Source organism: Mesorhizobium sp. M8A.F.Ca.ET.207.01.1.1, assembly GCF_004794715.1.
In the GTDB taxonomy this organism is placed as follows: Bacteria; Pseudomonadota; Alphaproteobacteria; order Rhizobiales; family Rhizobiaceae; genus Mesorhizobium.
The window spans coordinates 179,831-195,550 of record NZ_SRUS01000010.1 but is presented as its reverse complement, the minus strand read 5'-3'; the positions used below and the strand labels follow the sequence as shown (position 1 = coordinate 195,550).

The following is a 15,720-nucleotide window of genomic DNA, read 5'->3' as shown; positions in this document are numbered from 1 at the left end:
GAAACAGGAACGATGTGCAAGGCATGAACGTGATTGAAAGCCAACAGAACGCGCCCGGCGGTTACCGCTTCTGGACCCGGTTGCCGGCTTTCATGGTCGCTTTCTTTTGCATGTGCATCACCGATGCGTTCGCCGAGACGCGCGCCCTGCGAATTCAGCATCTCCATACGGGCGAGAAGGCCGAGATCGTCTTCAAGCGCGACGGGCGTTACGATCAGGCGGGCCTGAAGAAGATCAACTTCATGCTGCGCGACTGGCGCCGCAACGAGCCGACCAGGATGGATCCGCGCCTGCTCGACCTCGTCTGGCAGGCCTACCGCGCCAGCGGCTCGACCAGCTATATCCATGTGGTCAGCGCCTATCGCTCGCCGGCGACCAACGCCATGCTGCGCGGCCGCTCGAAAGGGGTGGCCCGCGAAAGCCAGCACATGGTTGGCCGCGCCATGGATTTCTTCCTGCCGGATGTGCCGCTGAAGAAGCTGCGCGACATCGGCCTGAAGATGCAGGGCGGCGGCGTCGGCTATTATCCGACTTCCGGTTCGCCCTTCATCCACATGGACGTCGGCAATGTGCGGCATTGGCCGGGCATCAGCCGCCAGGAACTGGCCAGGGTCTTCCCCAACGGCAATACGCTGCATGTGCCGAGCGACGGCAAACCGCTGCCTGGCTACGAGCAGGCGTTTGCCGCCTACAAATCGCGCAAGGCCGCCGGCACGCCCAACATCGAACTGGCAAGCGCCGACGGCGGCCAGCGCAGGCCGGCGCGTGGCCTGCTGGCGTCGCTGTTAGGTGGGCGCGGCACGGACGAAGCCGACGATGCCGCGGAAGTGGCGCCTGCGCCACGCAAGCCGGCGAAGCCGGTTGACTCCAAGACAGCCGGTGACCCCAAGACGGCCGATGAACCGAAGATGGCCGGACTGGGCATCGCTATCGTGGCGCCGGAGGCAGCCCAGCGGGCGGACATTCAGATGGTTTCCCCCGAAGAAACGCCCGCGAGGACGCCTGAAGCGATCGTCATGGCGATGGCGCCCGGCACGGTGCCGGTACCCGCTTTCGCACCGCGCACCGGGCTCGCTGCCAGCATTCCAACCCCGCAAACCGTGCCGCTCGGCGTAGCCAGCGCATCTCCGGCGCGGGCTGAACCGGCGGCCGGCGCCGAAACTGCCTCGGGCAAGGCTGGCGCCGCTCTCGCGATTGCCGGTCCGGACATGGTGGCGCTCAACATCCCTGTCCCGACATGGCGGCCCGAAGGCCAGACGGGGCCTGCGCGACAGCCGGAGGCGGCCAAACCCGCCGATGCAATCGGCGCCTTGCTCGCCACGCATCACGCCGATGACAATCTCGATCCGCTGGCTGGCCAGCCGATTGCGGTCCCGGCGTCGAAACCCGAACATCGTGCCAGGACAAACCCCAAGGCCGACCGTGTCCAGCCACGTCTCGACCCCAAGGGCACCGCCGTCATTGTACCTGCGGCATTGACTGGCCGTCCGCGTGAAAGCGGTCGCGGCAGCGCAGGAGCCGGCTCGATGGCGGCGCCCATCGTTGCCGCCAATTTCATCCGCACGGCGCCGGAGCAGGTTTATCTCGATGGATTCCAGCCACGAGGAAAGACGTCCGATCACCGCCGCTTCACCGGCTCCGCGGTGAAATTCCTGCCCATCGCCAGTTTCAAATAGCTCGACCGCGCAAGGCTGTAAGATATTTTCCAAATTTGACAATCAGGCATGAAATTGTAAGATAATCCTCTTTCCCCGGCGAGAGGCGATGACCATGTCGATCCGCGAAGAACTGGCCAACGCCACCTTGGCGTTCACGTCGGCGGAAGAAAAGATCGTTCAGGTCCTGCTTGCCGATTATCCGATGTCGGGGTTGGGAACAGCGACCCGGCTGGCGCGTCGCGCCGGCGTCAGCGACCCGAGCGTGACGCGGCTGATGACCAAGCTCGGCTATGTCGGCTTTGCCGATTTCCAGGCGCGGTTGCTCACGGAAGTGGAATCCCGGCTGCATTCGCCGCTGCTGATGATGGAGGCCAAGCGCCCGGGCGGCTCCAGCGAAGGCACGGCACTGGCCTATTTCCATTCGGTTTCCGACAGTCTGGAGCGTACGCGCACGGCGGTGCCCCTGCAGGCCTATACGCGCGCCGTCAACCTGCTGCTCGAGACCAAGGGCCAGGTCGTGCTGCTCGGCGGCCGTTTCAGCCGCCACATCGCCTCCATGCTTGCCGGTTACCTCCTGCAGTTCCGCTCCGGCGTGCGCGACATCGGTTCGCTGAGCCCCGCCGATTTCGACCTGTTGATCGACCTTGGCAAGCGCGACCTTCTCGTCGTGTTCGACTACCGGCGCTACCAGTCGGACGTGGTGAGTTTTGCACAGCAGGCGAAAGAACGCGGCGTCTCCGTCCTGCTGTTCACCGATGTGTGGCTGTCGCCGATCGCTGACGTAGCCGACCTGACCATGGTCGCGGCGATCGACGCCAACTCGCCCTTCGACACGCTGGCGACCGCCGTCGCGCAGATGGAAACCGTTTTTGCCCATGCGTTGGAAGGCCATGGCGCCGGGGTACGCAAGCGCATCGAGGACATCGAGAAGATCCGCAGCGCCAATGCCGTTACCCTCGATGCCGGCCTGTCGCCCTTCGACACCGAAACCACCAAACCAAGAACCCCGAGGAAATAGCGTCGAAGCGCCCGGCGCGGCGATGCGAGGAAGGAACAATCATGGCCGATATCCAGACCATCATCGATGCCGCGCAGGCTGAAATCGAGGCCGACCGCGACTGGCTGATCGGCCTGGTCCGCGACATGGTCCGCATCCCTTCGGTCAATCCCAAATTCGAAGCCAATCCGGCGATCAATCGCGAGGCGGACGTCCAGGCGCTCTTGGAGCCGATCTTGAAGCACGATGGCTTCAAGACCGAGCAGTGGGACGCCTTGCCCGGCCGGCCAAATCTGGTCGGCGAATGGGCTGGAAGCGAAGACCGCAGCCTGATCCTGTGCGGGCACATCGATGTCGTGCCGGTCGGCGAGATGAAGGACTGGTCGGTCGATCCGTTCGGCGGTGAGATCACTGACGGCCGGCTCTATGGCCGGGGCGCGGTCGACATGAAGGGCGGCGTCGCGGCTTGCGTCGCCGCCGCGCACGCGATCCGCAAGGCAGGCATCACGCTGCAGGGGCGGCTGGCGATCCACTCTGTCGTCGACGAGGAGGCCGGCGGCTTCGGCGCCATGGATGCGGTGAAGAAGGGCAAGCTCGCCAAGGCGGTGCTGGTCGCCGAGCCGACCTGGGGCGATGTCCTGCCGGTCGAGGGCGGGCTTGAGTGGGCGCGGGTGACGATCCGTGGCCGCAACGCGCATTCGGCGCTGCGCTACAACGAAATCTATCCGCAGAGGCACGACAAGGGCCGGCTGAAGCCGGGCGTCAACGCGATCGAGATCGCGGCGCGGTTCATCGCCGCCGTCCGCCAATATGAGTTGGACCGGACACGGGCGAAATCTCATCCGCTGCTGCCGGTCGGCATGAACACGATCAACATCGGTGTCATGCATGGCGGAACGGGCCTTGGCGAACATGGCCTGCCGACGGTGATGACCAATCCGGCCATCATTCCCGATGTCGCGGTGCTCGACCTCGACATGAAATTCCTGCCGGACGAAAACTCGTCGGAATACCGCCGCGACTTCGAGGAGTTCGTCCATCATTTCGCCGAGGCCGACGCCTGGCTGCGCGACAACCCGCCGACCATCCAATGGGAGCTCGGCGGGCTGCATTTCCCGCCCATGAACACCCCGGTCGACCATCCGCTGGTGACGTCGCTGATGAAACGCAAGGCCGCTATCGGCAAGACGCCGAAGGCAAGCGGCTTTGTCGCCGTGTGCGATGCCGCGCATTATGCCGGCGCCGGCGTCGACGGCGTCATCTTCGGCCCGTCGGGCGACGGCTTCCATGGCGCCAACGAATATGTCGAGGTGGAATCGGTTGTCGAGACCGCCAAGGTGATCGCCGCTTCGGTGATCGACTGGTGCGGCGTGCGCTGAGCGGAGCTAACTTTTCGGGCGGTCAGGCCGGGCGCTTGACCCGCCCGGCGACCGCACCCCATGCCGACCTGATCATGCCGGCCAGTCCGCTGGGATAGGCCAGCATGACGCCGATGATCAGCACCGCCGTGATGATCGGGCGCCATGCCCCGAAATCGGCCATCCACTCGGCGAAGATCGTCAGCACGAAGGAGGCGACGACGGCACCATAGATGGTGCTGGTGCCGCCCAGCAGCACCATCGACAGGATGATGGTCGCCAGGCTCATGCCGAACACGTCGATCGAGGCATTGCGTTGGTAGGCGGCGTAGAAGGCGCCGGCAATGCCGGTGAAGAAGGCGCTTGCCGCCAGCGTCAGCATGCGCTGGCGAACGATCGAGACGCCTCGGCTGATGGCATATTCCTCATTGTCGCGCAACGCCACGATGCTGGCGCCGGCGCGCGAGCGCACGAACACGCGCAGAAACAGCGTGCTCGCCACCAGCAGCGCCAGCGCGATGTAGAAATAGGCGAATTTGGCGTCGCGGACCATGTTGTGGTCGAACCAGTAGAGGCCGGGGATACGCACGATCCCTTGCGTGCCACCGGTGATGTCGGACTGGCTGAGGATCACCTGCATGACCAATTGCGCGAAGCCGAAGGTGACCAGGATGATATAGATGCCTTTCAGGCGCAGGATCGGGATGGTCACCACGATCGCGGCAAGCGTGGCGATGATGCCGCTGGCAAGAAGCGCGATCCACGGGTCGAGCCCGGCCAGCTTGGTGAGCAGGCTGTAGGCGTAGACGCCAATGCCGAACAGCGCCAGATGGCCGAAATTGAAGACGCCGCCATAGCCGAGGCTGAGGTCCCAGTTCGACGCCACGATGGCGTAGATGAAGGCCATGATCAGGATGTGGCGGGCATAGGTGTCGCCAAAGACGAGCGGCAGCAGCGCCAGCACGACGAAACCGAGCACGAAGCCGACGGCTTCGTGCTTCCACGGCGTGCGGCCGGGTGCGATCGGGGTTGCCGCCGCTGTACGGATCTGGGTGATCGGTGAGGTCATGTCGGTCATGCGAGGCCTCGTGAGCGGCTGGCGAAAATGCCCTCGGGGCGCACCATCAGGGTCAGGATCAGCACGCCGAACAGCAGCGCCGGCGTCCAGTAGAGGCCGAAATAATAGCTGCACGCGGCCTCGAAGAAGCCGATCAGATAGGCGGCGAAAATCGGTCCCGATATGCTCGATATGCCGCCGAACACGACGACGATCAGCGCCTTGAGCAGTGGGTCGCTGCCCATGACGGGCGACATGAAACGATAACCGCCCATGAAGATGCCGGCGAGCCCCGCCAGCGATGCGGCGATGGCGAAGGCGAGCCCATAGAGCGCGGTGACGTTCAGCCCGACCAGATGGCTGGCATCCTCGTTCTGCGCCACCGCACGCAACGCCAATCCGAGCCGCGTGCGGTTGAGGAACATCCACAGTGCCGCCAGGATCAGCGGCGTGATGACGATGATGGCGATCTGGTGGAGCGAAACGCCGACGCCGCCGATGGTGGCGTTGCCGTCGATCAGCGCCGGGATCTGCTTGGAACGCGGCCCCCAGATGGTGAGCGCTCCGTTCTCGATCAGAGATCCGGCGGCAAGGGTGGTGATGACGACGACCAGCACGATGTTGGGCCGGCCGATCAGCGGCCGCACGACGCTCGCCTGCAGGATCCAGCCGACGCCGGCCATGACGACGACAGCGATCGGAAAGGCCACCGCCGCGGGCAGGCCGAGCTCGACCAACTGCCAGGCGATATAGGCGCCCAGCATCATGAACACGCCATGGCTGAAGTTGAACACGCCGATCGTCGTCCAGACCAAAGCCAGACCGACCGCCATCATGGCGTAGAGCGAGCCCTGGAACAGGCCGCCGAACAGGATTTCCGCCAATGCGCTCATTCGACGTTCCTAGTGTCCGAAATACATCGACATGATCTCGCCGTGGTCGAGGCTTTCGCCCGGCTTGATCTCGGTCGCCACCGCGCCATGGTTGACGAGGTAGAGTTGCTGCGTCAGCTCCAGCAGGAATTCGATGTCCTGCTCGACGACGATGAGCGGCACGCCGCCGCGCGAAATGTCCATGACGGAGGCGCAGAGCTCGTCCTTGATCTTGGGCGCCAGCCCAAGCGTCGGCTCGTCGAGGATCAGCAGGCGTGGATGGCTCATCAGCGCCGTGCCGATCGACACCATCTGGCGCTCGCCGCCGGACAGCGTGCGCACGCGCTGGCGCCAGCGTTCCGCCAGTTTCGGGAACAGCCTGATCACCTTCTCGCGGTTCTCCGCCTCATGTGGGCGGCCACGCGGCGAATAGGCGCCCAGCTTCATGCAGTCGGCGATGGAGAGGTCGGGAAACAGCCGGTTGCCTTGCGGCACGTGGATCAGGCCGGTGCCGACGATGGCGCGGGCGCTGAGGCCTGATATGTCTTGCCCGTCGAACAGGATGCGGCCGCTCTTCGGCCGCAGGAGACCGGAGATGGCGCGCAGCAGCGTCGTCTTGCCATGGCCGTTCGGGCCGAACAGGCCGACATTGCCGAAGCGGCCGGCCTCCATCGAAATGTCGTGCAGCACGGTGACGCGGCCATAGCCGGCGGTGACGCCTTCGACGGTGAGGATGGGATTCACGCCACCGCCCTCCGGGTTCCGAGATAGGCTTCGATGACGCGCTGGTCCGCAATCACGCTCTCCGGTTCACCGGAGGCGAGCACGCGACCATTGTTGAGCACCAGAAGGTGCCGCGACAAGCTCATCAGAAAGGTCAGCACGTGCTCGATCAGGAGGATGGTGATGCCGCGCTCGGCGGTGCGGCGGATCAGCCCGATCGACGTCTCGATCTCGGGCTTGGTCAGGCTCGACGCCGGCTCGTCGAGCAGAAGCATGCGGGGCTTCATGGCGATGGCGGTGGCAAGCATCAGGCATTTGCGTTCGAAGACGGAAAGCTCGCCGGCCAGCCGCCCGAAGGACGCAGGCCCCAGCCCAACGAATTCCAATGCCTCGGCCGCCGCGTTTCGGGCGGCGGCCGCCGCTTTCTCCTGCCGGCCGTAGCTGGCGCCGATCAACGCGTTCTCGAATACGGTCAGCCCGTCGAAGCTGGTCTCGCGCTGAAAGGTGCGGGCAAGGCCAAGGCGCGCGATGGCATGTCCAGGCTTGCCGTTGATCGCGGTCCCGTCAAAACGGATGTGGCCCCTGTCCGGCCCGAACGGGATGCCGGTGATGATGTTGAACAGCGTGCTCTTGCCGCTGCCGTTCGGACCGGCGATGCCAAAAATTTCGCCGGCCTCGACCTTGAACGACACGCCATCGACGGCCTTCAGCGAACCGAAGGCCTTCGACACGTCGTCCAGTTCAAGCAGAGCCATGCCTCACTGCATCCAGGGCTGCGGCTTGAAGGCGCCGGTGGCGTATTTTTCCGGCGAGATCAGCGTGCGTTGGCCGTCCCAGATCTGGAAGAAGGTGATCGGGATATAGTCGTCGCCCTGCGTTGCGAGATGCGTGGCGGGATCAAATTTCAGCCGGCCTTCAGCGACTTGCTTGTCGGTCTCCGACAGCGCCTTCATGATCGCCGCATGGTCGGATGCGCCGCCGACCTTCTTGACCGCGTCGAAATAGACATTGGTCATTTCATAGAGGCCGACACCATAGGTGCCGCTTTCGACGCCGTATTTGGCCTTGAATTTGGCCGCTACCTCGTCGGCGCGCGGGTTCTTCGGCGTCGTCAGGGCACCGCCCAGAAGATTGTAGATGACACCGTTCGACTTCTTGCCCGTGAGTTCGACGAACTCCGGAACGCTCGGCGCATATTGCAGGAAGACCAGGCTCTTGGTCGGCTGCTCGAGGAACTGGTTCAGGAAGGACGCCGAATTGCCCGGCAGATAGTCGGTGTTGATGACGACGTCGGGAACGTTCTCGCGCACCTTGGCCAGGATCGGGCGCCAGTCGGTCACTTCGCCGAACGGCACGATCTCGTCGACCGTGATGGTCCAGCCCTTCTCCTTGAAGGTCTTCTTCATGCCTTCGGAGATGGTCTTCGAATAGGCATTGTCGGAGGAGATGATGGCGACCTTCTTGGTCGGCAAGGTGATCTTGCCGTCGGCGGCGAGCTTCTCGACGAACAGGGTGACGTCGGTATTGTAGGCGTCGAAGGATGGCGTCAGGGACCAGCAGCACATGTATTTGTCGGGGCTCGGCGCGATGATGTCCCTGGTCTGCTGAGAGGTGGCCGCCAGCATGTAGGGCATCTCGGCCTCCGCCATGTTGTCGATCTCGAAATTCGTCAGGCTGGCGTAGCCGGTGAGCATGAATTGCACGCCGGGATCGCCAAGCAGGCGTTCGACCGCGCTGGTGACGTTGCCGGCGGACTGATCCTTGACGTCGCCGACCACCAGTTCGAACGTGTTGCCGGCAACGCCGCCGGCGGCGTTCGCCTCATCGATCGCCATCTGCACGCCGCGTTGGAATTCCTGGCCGTCCGCCGCGGCAGGGCCGGTGATCGGCGCCAGCAGGCCGATCTTGACGACATCGGCGAAGGCCGGTGCGCTCGCCGTGGCAAACGCTGCGATCAGCGCTGTGCTCATCAGCATATGGCGGATTCTGTTGCCTGCGGATTTGGATTTCATCGTGCCGTTCCCTGTTTTCCTCCCGTTCATCGGGAGTTGGATAATTGACAATCTACGCATAATTGTTCTTATTTGAAAAGGATTTTTCAACGGCATGAGACCGGGAAAATGTTATGGCAGGGCTAGGGGAGGTGGCGGCGCTTTGTTGTGCAACTGCCTCGAAACAGGGCAATTCCAGACGGAGCCAAAGATGACGATCTCGCAGAACACCCTTGAAACCAGCCACGGCAGGATCGCCGTTCGCGAGACCGACGGCAAAGGCACCGCCGTGCTGCTGATCCACGGCAATTCGTCTTCCGGCGCGGTCTTCCGCAACCAGCTCGAGAGCCCGCTCGGCGAGCGCTACCACCTCATCGCTCCCGATCTGCCTGGGCACGGCGCGTCCGGCGATGCCATCGATCCGGACCGCTCCTACAGCATGGAGGGCTACGCCGACGCGATGACCGAAGTGCTCGGCCTGCTCGGTGTCGGCAAGGCCATCGTCTTCGGCTGGTCGCTCGGCGGCCATATCGGGCTGGAGATGATCGACCGGTATCCTGGCCTGCTCGGCCTGATGATAACGGGCACCCCGCCGGTGTCGCCCGAGGAAGTCGGCAACGGCTTCAAGCCGAGCCCGCATATGCACCTTGCCGGACAGGAGGTCTTCACCGCCGCCGACGTCGAGGCTTATGCGCGCAGCACCTGCGGCGAACCGTTCGAGCCGTTCCTCATCGACACGGTCGCGCGCACCGACGGGCGGGCGCGACGCCTGATGTTCGAGAAATTCGCCGCCGGCACCGGCCGCAACCAGCGCGAGATCGTCGCCGGCAAGACACCGCCGATCGCCGTTCTGAACGGCATCGACGAGCCTTTCGTCAACACCGATTTCGTCGCGGCGGTCAAGTTTTCCAACCTGTGGGAAGGCAAGGCGCATTTGCTCGACAAATCGGGCCATGCGCCGTTCTGGGATTCGCCCGACCGCTTCAACCCTGTCTTCGCTCGTTTCCTGGCGAGCGTCGATCAGGCATAAGTCGTCGGGATCCTGGGGAGGCAATGACTCGGCCCTGGTGTCAGAGGGCACGAAACCGACTTCGGTTTCGAAGTGATGGCGCAAGCAATCGCCAATGTGCAATGTGTCGACGTTTGCGCCGGTGGCTCGCCTGTGATCCAAGGCGCACTGGATGCGGGTCACCCTGCAGTTGGAGCGCTGAATGACCCTAATCACACGCCGCAGGCTTTTGAAAACCGCCGCCATCGCTGGCGCGAGCGGTGTCGGGCTTGCCGCGGTCGCCAGGATTGGCGGCTCGGCCGCGGCCACGCCCGAGCCGGTGGTGCTGCGGACGGCAAAAATCCAGGCCAAGCTGATGGATGTTGGCCCGACCAGGGATGTACTGACCTATGGCAACGCTGGAATGCCGCCGGTGCTGAGGATGAAGAAGGGCGAGCCCTTCGCCGCCCGCCTGATCAACGCCATCGACGATCCGACGACAATCCACTGGCACGGCATTCGCCTGCCGAACAAGATGGATGGCGTGCCCTTCCTGGTGCAGCCTTACGTCTACACCGGCGATCATTTCGACTACGCCTTTACCCCGCCCGATGCCGGCACCTTCTGGTATCACCCGCATTGCAATACGCTGGAGCAGATGGGGCGCGGCCTGACTGGCGTGATCGTGGTCGAAAACCCGAACGATCCGAAATTCGACGCCGAATTTGTCCTCAATCTGCGCGATTGGCGCCTTGGCGACGACGGCCAGTTCATCGACCAGTTCCGGCCGCGCGATGCGGCGAGAACCGGCACCTACGGCACGGTGCGCACCGCGAACTGGCTCGACCAGCCGCAATATGACGCGCCGGCCGGCGGGTTGGTGCGGCTCAGGCTGGCGATCACTGATGTGACCCGGATCTATGCTTTCCGCGTCGACGGCGCCGAGGCCGATGTCATCGCGCTGGACGGCAATCCGGTGCCGCTGCGCTTTTCGCCCGATGCCTTGCTGCTGGGGCCGGGCCAACGCATGGAACTCGCAATCCGCATGCCCGACGAAGAGGGCGCGATCGTCAGCTTGCGAGACGTCAGGGGCACCAAGCCCAAGGTGCTCGCGACGTTGCGCGCGACGGGCAGTTCGCTGAAGCGGGATGTTCGCGATCTCGCGCCGCTGGAGGCCAATCCGGTGGCCGAGGTCGATCTCACCGCTGCCCGGCATATTTCGCTGACGCTCAGCGCCACGGCGGAGAACGTCCCGAGCGACGGCATATGCGGCTCGCTCGGCTACAGTTTCTGGGCGATCAACAAAGTGCCGTGGCCGGGCGATACATCCGATCCAACCGCGCCTTTGGCCGAATTGAAGCTCGGCAGGAGTTACATCATCGACATGGAGAACCTGACGCCGCAATCGCATCCGATGCATCTGCACGGTATGAGCTTCAAGGTGCTGTCGTCGTCGACGCGCGCGGTTCAGCCGCTGATTTCCGACACCTACCTCATCCAGCCCAATGAGAAGGTGAGCCTTGGCTTCGTCGCCGACAATCCCGGGGACTGGCTGCTGCATTGCCACATCATCGAGCACCAGAAATCAGGCATGACCAGCTACCTCAGAGTGGTCTGAGGCTATATCGACAAGGCCGCGCCGTCCGCGACCTACTTGCGCAGTTGCGCCTCGATCTCGTCGAGCACCTTGTCCTTGCCGATGCCGGTGAGGAAGGCGAGGCCCTTGATGACCGGCTTGGTCACCGAAGCCGATATCGGCGTGGTGGCGACGATGAAGTCGACGCTGTCGGCCAGCCCCGTGACTTCGGTCGCCTTGGCCTGCTGCGCGTTGAAGGTAAGCCCGCGCTTCTTCATCGCCTCGGTCACGGCGACGTTGACCGCCGTCGAGGTGGCGATGCCGGTGCCGCAGGCAAAGAGAATGGTTTTCTGTTTGGACATTTGCTGCTCCTCCTTGGTTATCAGCCGAGCACGGCACGCACGTCGTCGAGGTTGCTGGCCGACCTCAAGCCGTCCAATGCCTGCGGGTTCTGGATGGTCTCCATGACGGATTGCAGCGCTTCAATCTGCTTATCCCTGTCATTGATGGCAAGCAGGAAGACGAAGCCGACCGGCAACTTCTCGTCGGGATCTTCCATGTTGGCGAAGGTCACCGGTTTTCTCAGCGTGCCCATTGCGATGCCGGGCTTCAGCACATGCTCGGGATCGGTGTGCGGCACCGCGACATTGTCGGCGCGTTCCAGCGGCAGCCCTGTCGGGATGGTCATTTCGCGGCGAACGACCGCGTCGGCATAGGAGCTTTTGACATAGCCAAGCGCCTCGAGCCGCCCGGCGAGGATGCGGATGATCTCCTCATTGGTCGAGGCATCGGATCCGAGCACGATCGCCTCAGGATCCAGAAGCTGCATGAGGCCGTCGGACATGTCTTGCTCCGTCGATGAATCGTGCTCCCGGGGAGGGCGCACGATCGTTTCAGATTGAAGCCGCCAAGGCTCAGGCGGTGTGTTCGGCCGGCTCGTCCTCGGCGCCTGCCGCCCGCTCCCAGCCGAGCGTATTGCGCCGGTAGAGCACGAACAGCGCTGCGATGACCACCGCGATGATGATGATGCCGATAAGGCCAAGCCCCTGGATCGCCTCGATGATCACGTAGGGCACCCACAGGAAGCCGTCGACCACCGAGGTGATCTGCAGCGCATCCGCCGGCAGCTTGAAGCCCGATGCGACGGCCGCACTGGTGAACAGCGGCGCCAGCGCGTTGGCGACATAGAAGCCGATCGCCAGGGTCACCGTGCCGATCACCACCATGCGGAACACATTGCCTTTGACCAGCGGCGCGGTCATGGCGACGATGAACGGGATGACCGCCAGGTCGGCGAACAGGATGACGCGGTTGCCCGGCAGGATCACCGACAGGATGATCGCGATCGGCACCAGGATCAGCGACGACGAGATCGCCGCGGGATGGCCGATCAGGATCGCCGAATCGAGGCCGACCAGAAGCTCGCGGTCGCCGGTGCGCTTGCGCACGAATTCCTGCGCCGCGTCGGAAACCGGAAGCAGGCCTTCCATCAGGATCTTCACCATGCGCGGCAGAAGCAGCATCACCGCGGCCAGCGTCATGCCGGTGCCCAGCACCTTGGCCAGGACCACACTGAGATCGCCCGCATTGTAGAAGGCGATGGCGCCGAGCACGAGGCCGATGATGAGGCCGAGCACGACCGGTTCGCCGAACACGCCGAAGCGGCGCTCGATGGTTTCGGTGTTGATGTTGATGCGGTTGATGCCGGGAATACGGTCCATGATCCAGTTCAGGATGATGGCGATCGGCAGGATCTGCGCCGAGGCGAGATGCGGCACCGAAATGCCGGGAACGCCGTAGAACTGCTGCACCGCGCGCGCCGACCAGTCGGCGAAAAGCAGCGAAAGCGCCGCGACGAGCGCCGCGATCGCAATGCCGTAGGCCAGATTGTCGGTGGCGGCCACGACAAGCGAGCCGACGAAGGCAAAGTGCCAGAAATTCCAGACGTCGACATTGAGCGTGCGCGTCATGCGCGTCAGCAACAGCACGATGTTGACCAGGATGCCGACCGGGATGACCCAAAGCCCGACCGATGAGCCGAAGGCGATCGCGGCCGCCGAGGGCCAGCCGACATCGATAATGTCGCGATGGATGCCGGTGTTGGTGACGATGGCCTTGGCCACGTCGCCGATCGACGTGAACATCAGGCCAAGCACGAGGTTGATACCGATGAAGGCGACGCCGATGGTGACGGCGGCGCGAAAGGCCTTGCTGACCTTGGCGCCCAAAACCACGGCGATGATGAAAATGACGATCGGCAGCAGGATTGTCGCGCCGAGCGTGTCGATGGCCCCCTTGAGGCCAGCGAGTAGAGTATCCATTCTTCCTCCCCTGGAGCCACGGGCTCTGCCCGAAGGTGCTCCGTTGTCTCGTCCACGCCTTTGCCGCGCCTTGGCGCAAAGGCCTCCCCAAATCTAACGAGAGGCGAAATGCTCGTCCGAGCGGTGTTTCGGAGTGAACATTTGCCTTTGTTAGCAAACGAATGTTTTATTGTGGCTGTTCACGACAATGTCAATTGCAACCCTTTGGGCCAATAATTCGCGGCGAATGCGCCGTTTCCCGGCGATTCCATTGGAAATCGCCGGCCGCGAGCGGTTTTATTGGCACAGCGGACCCGTCCCTGCTAATCCGGCCTCGAATCAAGAAGCTGTGGACATCCCTGCATGACCAATGTCGCCTTGACGGGACTTGCCAGCGATCTCGCCAGACGCGCCGCCGAGGGCCGCCCCGTGCGCATCGGCGTCATCGGCTCCGGCGAAATGGGCACGGACCTGGTCACGCAAGGCATGCTGATGCCGGGCATTGCGGTCTGCGCCGTCTCGACCCGGCGCCCGCACACCGCGCGCGATGCCATCCGCATCGCCTATGGCGACGAGGCGATGGCGGTTGAAGCCGACACCGCATCGAAAGTCACTGCGGCGATCGAGTCGGGAAAAATAGCCATCACCTCGAACGAGATGCTGGTCACCAATCCACTGATCGACGTCGTCATCGACGCGACCGGCAAGCCGGGCGTTGCCGCCGATTTCGACCTGATGGCGATGGAGCATGGCAAGCATCTGGTGATGATGAATGTCGAGGCCGACGTCACCATCGGCTGCTATCTCAAGCAGCAGGCCGACCGGCTTGGCGTCGTCTATTCGGTCGGCGCCGGCGACGAGCCGTCGAGCTGCATGGAGTTGATCGAATTTGCGTCGGCCCTCGGCCTGACCATCGTCTCGGCCGGCAAGGGCAAGAACAACCCGCTCAACCATGATGCGGTGCCCGACGACTATCGCGACGAAGCGATCCGCCGCAACATGAACCCGCGCATGCTGGTCGAGTTCGTCGACGGCTCCAAGACCATGGTCGAGATGTGCGCCATCGCCAACGCCACCGGGCTGGTGCCCGACGTGCCCGGCATGCATGGTCCCAAGGCCGACCGCGACGACCTCGTCAAGGTGCTGATCCCGCGCGAGGACGGTGGCCTCCTGCTGAAGAAGGGCGTCGTCGACTACACCATCGGCAAGGGTGTGGCGCCCGGCGTCTTCGTCATCGTCGAGGCGACGCATCCGCGCATCATCGAACGCATGGACGACCTGCATATCGGCCACGGCCCTTATTACAGCCTGTTCCGGCCTTACCATTTGACGTCGCTCGAAGTGCCGCTCACCGCCGCCCGCATCGTGCTGTTCGGCAAACCGGACATGGTGCCGCTGCCGCGGCCGGTTGCCGAGGTCTGCGCCGTTGCCAAGCGCGATCTCGCCGTCGGCGAGACCTTCGATGCGATCGGCGAAACTTGCTATCGCTCCTGGACGATGACCGTTCGCGAAGCCCGCGCTCAGCGCGCCGTCCCGGTCGGCCTGCTCGAGGGCGGCAAGGTGCTGAAACCAGTCAGGAAAGGTGATCTGCTGACGGCCGACAATGCCGCGCCCGACCAGACGACCAGGCTGTTTGCGCTGCGCCGTCTGCAGGATGAAATGCTGTACGGAAGCTAGCCTCGCATTGCCGGGAAAGCGGTAACCGCAACTTCGTCATCCTGGGGCGAAGCAAGGAGCGTAGCGACGCGGCGCAGACCCCAGGATCCATGCCGTGATTTAGAGGCGTTGCAGCGGTGGCAGAATTTTGCTCCGCTGCGCCCTTCCATTGAGCTCCCGGCATGGATCCTAGGGTCTCCGCGACGGAGCTTCGCTCCTGCTTCGCCCTAGGATGACGACGTTAGGAACTACCGCTCAGGCTTCTATTCTGTCAAAATCATAGCGTCGAGGACCCAGATGAAACTCTACATCAGAAATCCGCGCGCACGCGAATTGGCGAGACGGCTTGCAGACTTGCGCAATACGTCGATGGCCAAGGCGGTCTTCAAAGCGCTTGAATCCGAACTGCAGCGAAAGCAACTCTCGCTCGCCAAAAGGCTTGCCATCATAGCTCACGATCTTAGAGCCAAGGCAGGAGCGGGTGGCCGAACTATGGATAAGGACGAGATCAGCGACATGTGGGGATATTCCTGACACACCCCGA

Annotated in this window: 15 protein-coding genes; 7 read left to right on the top strand and 8 right to left on the bottom strand. The window is 63.6% G+C overall.

Features of this window, described 5'->3' with window-relative positions; all coding sequences use genetic code 11:
- Window positions 1–23: 23 nt before the first annotated feature.
- The 3 genes from EN850_RS26610 (at window position 24) to EN850_RS26600 (ending at window position 4,034) form a co-directional block, all read left to right on the top strand.
- Complete coding sequence (locus EN850_RS26610; RefSeq protein WP_136092624.1) at window positions 24–1,676, top strand: DUF882 domain-containing protein; 1,653 nt, start codon at window positions 24–26, stop codon at window positions 1,674–1,676.
- A 94-nt stretch (window positions 1,677–1,770) separates the two neighbouring features.
- Window positions 1,771–2,676: a MurR/RpiR family transcriptional regulator gene (locus EN850_RS26605; protein WP_127870837.1), complete on the top strand. Its 906-nt coding sequence runs from the start codon at window positions 1,771–1,773 to the stop codon at window positions 2,674–2,676.
- 41 nt (window positions 2,677–2,717) lie between these two features.
- Window positions 2,718–4,034, top strand: a complete 1,317-nt coding sequence (locus EN850_RS26600; RefSeq protein WP_136092623.1) for an ArgE/DapE family deacylase — start codon at window positions 2,718–2,720, stop codon at window positions 4,032–4,034.
- A gap of 22 nt (window positions 4,035–4,056) precedes the next feature.
- On the opposite strand, the gene EN850_RS26595 is transcribed toward EN850_RS26600, so the two are convergent.
- Genes EN850_RS26595 through EN850_RS26575 form a run of 5 tightly spaced genes read right to left on the bottom strand, consistent with a single transcriptional unit; the run spans window position 4,057 to window position 8,677 of the window.
- Window positions 4,057–5,091 (bottom strand): branched-chain amino acid ABC transporter permease, encoded by a 1,035-nt coding sequence (locus tag EN850_RS26595; protein ID WP_135916965.1) that lies wholly within the window; start codon window positions 5,089–5,091, stop codon window positions 4,057–4,059.
- Window positions 5,088–5,963: a branched-chain amino acid ABC transporter permease gene (locus tag EN850_RS26590; RefSeq protein ID WP_027045159.1), complete on the bottom strand. Its 876-nt coding sequence runs from the start codon at window positions 5,961–5,963 to the stop codon at window positions 5,088–5,090. Before EN850_RS26590 ends, EN850_RS26595 begins: the two co-directional genes overlap by 4 nt.
- A 9-nt stretch (window positions 5,964–5,972) precedes the next feature.
- Window positions 5,973–6,686 carry an ABC transporter ATP-binding protein gene (locus tag EN850_RS26585; protein WP_136092622.1) on the bottom strand — a complete coding sequence of 238 codons (714 nt, stop codon included), beginning with the start codon at window positions 6,684–6,686 and terminating at the stop codon, window positions 5,973–5,975.
- Window positions 6,683–7,420, bottom strand: coding sequence for an ABC transporter ATP-binding protein (locus EN850_RS26580; RefSeq protein WP_136092621.1), 738 nt, complete (start codon window positions 7,418–7,420; stop codon window positions 6,683–6,685). The genes EN850_RS26585 and EN850_RS26580 overlap by 4 nt, the downstream gene beginning before the upstream one ends.
- A 3-nt stretch (window positions 7,421–7,423) precedes the next feature.
- Window positions 7,424–8,677, bottom strand: coding sequence for an ABC transporter substrate-binding protein (locus tag EN850_RS26575; protein WP_135881019.1), 1,254 nt, complete (start codon window positions 8,675–8,677; stop codon window positions 7,424–7,426).
- Window positions 8,678–8,867: 190 nt separating this feature from the next.
- On the opposite strand from EN850_RS26575, the gene EN850_RS26570 reads away from it, so the two are divergent.
- On the top strand, window positions 8,868–9,686 hold the full coding sequence (locus EN850_RS26570; RefSeq protein WP_135881018.1) for an alpha/beta hydrolase: 819 nt from the start codon (window positions 8,868–8,870) through the stop codon (window positions 9,684–9,686).
- Between the two features lie 181 nt (window positions 9,687–9,867).
- Window positions 9,868–11,262, top strand: a complete 1,395-nt coding sequence (locus EN850_RS26565; protein ID WP_136092620.1) for a multicopper oxidase family protein — start codon at window positions 9,868–9,870, stop codon at window positions 11,260–11,262.
- 32 nt (window positions 11,263–11,294) lie between these two features.
- On the opposite strand, the gene EN850_RS26560 is transcribed toward EN850_RS26565, so the two are convergent.
- The 3 genes from EN850_RS26560 to EN850_RS26550 form a co-directional block, all read right to left on the bottom strand.
- Entirely contained in the window at window positions 11,295–11,582 is a 288-nt protein-coding gene (locus EN850_RS26560) for a PTS sugar transporter subunit IIB (RefSeq protein ID WP_136092619.1), read from the bottom strand.
- Window positions 11,583–11,602: 20 nt separating this feature from the next.
- On the bottom strand, window positions 11,603–12,064 hold the full coding sequence (locus EN850_RS26555; protein ID WP_127278917.1) for a PTS sugar transporter subunit IIA: 462 nt from the start codon (window positions 12,062–12,064) through the stop codon (window positions 11,603–11,605).
- Between the two features lie 70 nt (window positions 12,065–12,134).
- Entirely contained in the window at window positions 12,135–13,541 is a 1,407-nt protein-coding gene (locus EN850_RS26550) for a PTS transporter subunit IIC (protein WP_127278916.1), read from the bottom strand.
- Window positions 13,542–13,883: 342 nt separating this feature from the next.
- On the opposite strand from EN850_RS26550, the gene EN850_RS26545 reads away from it, so the two are divergent.
- Together EN850_RS26545 and EN850_RS26540 are read left to right on the top strand one after the other, a co-directional pair.
- On the top strand, window positions 13,884–15,197 hold the full coding sequence (locus tag EN850_RS26545) for an NAD(P)H-dependent oxidoreductase (RefSeq protein WP_136092618.1): 1,314 nt from the start codon (window positions 13,884–13,886) through the stop codon (window positions 15,195–15,197).
- A gap of 276 nt (window positions 15,198–15,473) precedes the next feature.
- Window positions 15,474–15,710 (top strand): type II toxin-antitoxin system VapB family antitoxin, encoded by a 237-nt coding sequence (locus EN850_RS26540; protein WP_127278914.1) that lies wholly within the window; start codon window positions 15,474–15,476, stop codon window positions 15,708–15,710.
- The last annotated feature ends 10 nt before the right edge of the window (window positions 15,711–15,720 follow it).

Bases quoted from the DNA above. Each gene is read 5' to 3' on its own strand.
- EN850_RS26565 (WP_136092620.1), top strand. From the start codon at position 9,868: ATGACCCTAATCACACGCCGCAGGCTTTTGAAAACCGCCGCCATCGCT.
- EN850_RS26555 (WP_127278917.1), bottom strand. From the start codon at position 12,064: ATGTCCGACGGCCTCATGCAGCTTCTGGATCCTGAGGCGATCGTGCTC.
- EN850_RS26545 (WP_136092618.1), top strand. From the start codon at position 13,884: ATGACCAATGTCGCCTTGACGGGACTTGCCAGCGATCTCGCCAGACGC.
- EN850_RS26570 (WP_135881018.1), top strand. From the start codon at position 8,868: ATGACGATCTCGCAGAACACCCTTGAAACCAGCCACGGCAGGATCGCC.
- EN850_RS26595 (WP_135916965.1), bottom strand. From the start codon at position 5,091: ATGACCGACATGACCTCACCGATCACCCAGATCCGTACAGCGGCGGCA.
- EN850_RS26550 (WP_127278916.1), bottom strand. From the start codon at position 13,541: ATGGATACTCTACTCGCTGGCCTCAAGGGGGCCATCGACACGCTCGGC.
- EN850_RS26575 (WP_135881019.1), bottom strand. From the start codon at position 8,677: ATGAAATCCAAATCCGCAGGCAACAGAATCCGCCATATGCTGATGAGC.
- EN850_RS26560 (WP_136092619.1), bottom strand. From the start codon at position 11,582: ATGTCCAAACAGAAAACCATTCTCTTTGCCTGCGGCACCGGCATCGCC.
- EN850_RS26590 (WP_027045159.1), bottom strand. From the start codon at position 5,963: ATGAGCGCATTGGCGGAAATCCTGTTCGGCGGCCTGTTCCAGGGCTCG.
- EN850_RS26580 (WP_136092621.1), bottom strand. From the start codon at position 7,420: ATGGCTCTGCTTGAACTGGACGACGTGTCGAAGGCCTTCGGTTCGCTG.
- EN850_RS26610 (WP_136092624.1), top strand. From the start codon at position 24: ATGAACGTGATTGAAAGCCAACAGAACGCGCCCGGCGGTTACCGCTTC.
- EN850_RS26605 (WP_127870837.1), top strand. From the start codon at position 1,771: ATGTCGATCCGCGAAGAACTGGCCAACGCCACCTTGGCGTTCACGTCG.
- EN850_RS26540 (WP_127278914.1), top strand. From the start codon at position 15,474: ATGAAACTCTACATCAGAAATCCGCGCGCACGCGAATTGGCGAGACGG.
- EN850_RS26600 (WP_136092623.1), top strand. From the start codon at position 2,718: ATGGCCGATATCCAGACCATCATCGATGCCGCGCAGGCTGAAATCGAG.